This window comes from Streptomyces sp. NTH33 (assembly GCF_003236365.1).
Taxonomy (GTDB): Bacteria; Actinomycetota; Actinomycetes; order Streptomycetales; family Streptomycetaceae; genus Streptomyces.
This window is the reverse complement of record NZ_POTZ01001035.1, coordinates 1-737: the sequence shown is the minus strand read 5'-3', so window position 1 is coordinate 737 and position 737 is coordinate 1. Positions and strand designations below refer to the sequence as shown.

Below are 737 nucleotides of genomic sequence, written 5' to 3'. Positions count from 1 at the left end.
GGCCGAAGTGGGCGGGGAGGGTGCGGGACAGGGCGGTCGCCTCGCCGCGGCCGTCCTCCGCCCGGGCCGCGTACCACAGGGCCTCCTCCGCCAGACCCCAGCCGCCGCCCCAGTCGCCGGAGATGCGGCCGAGGGCCGGGAAGCGGGCGGTGCGGCCGTCCGGGCGCATGCCGACGCAGTTGATGCCGGCGCCGCAGACGACGGCGACACCGCGGGGTTCGGCCACGCCCGCGCGCAGGATCGCGAACGTGTCGTTGCGGACGTCCACCGTGGTGCCCCACGCGCGTGCGTGCAGGGCCGCCGCCAGCCGTTCCTCCTCGACGGGCAGGTCGGCGTTGGCCAGGCAGGCCGAGACGTGGCCGGCGGAGGCGACTCCCGCTGCCGCGTAGGCCCGGCTGATCGTTTCCGCCAGGGCGTCCACCGCTGTTTCCACGCCCACGGCCGGTGGCCGGAATCCGTCGCCGCGGGCCGTGGCGAGGACGTTTCCGTCGGCCGCCACGACCGCCACGTCGGTCTTGCTGTTGCCCGCGTCGATCGCGAGGATGCTTGCGGTCAGTCCCACGCGAGGTACTCCCGGTTGTGCGCGATCAGCTGGTCGGTGAGGGTTTCGGCGTACGCGTACTGGCCGATGAGGGGATGGGAGAGCAGGGCGCGGAAGACGCGGTCCCGGCCGCCGTGCAGGGCCGCGTCCAGGGCCAGGTCCTCGTAGGCCGTCACGCCCGCCATCAGGCCCGCGT

General features: G+C 75.2%; 1 protein-coding gene and 1 pseudogene. Both read right to left on the bottom strand.

The genetic code is table 11. The annotated features are described in order from the left end of the window. Positions 1-562 (bottom strand): N-acetylglucosamine kinase (locus tag C1I97_RS38300; protein ID WP_309147870.1); only part of this gene is annotated, 562 nt, incomplete at its 3' end. Further along, positions 553-737: pseudogene (locus C1I97_RS38295) on the bottom strand (6-phospho-beta-glucosidase); the annotation flags it as partial. The pseudogene C1I97_RS38295 and the gene C1I97_RS38300, both read right to left, overlap by 10 nt.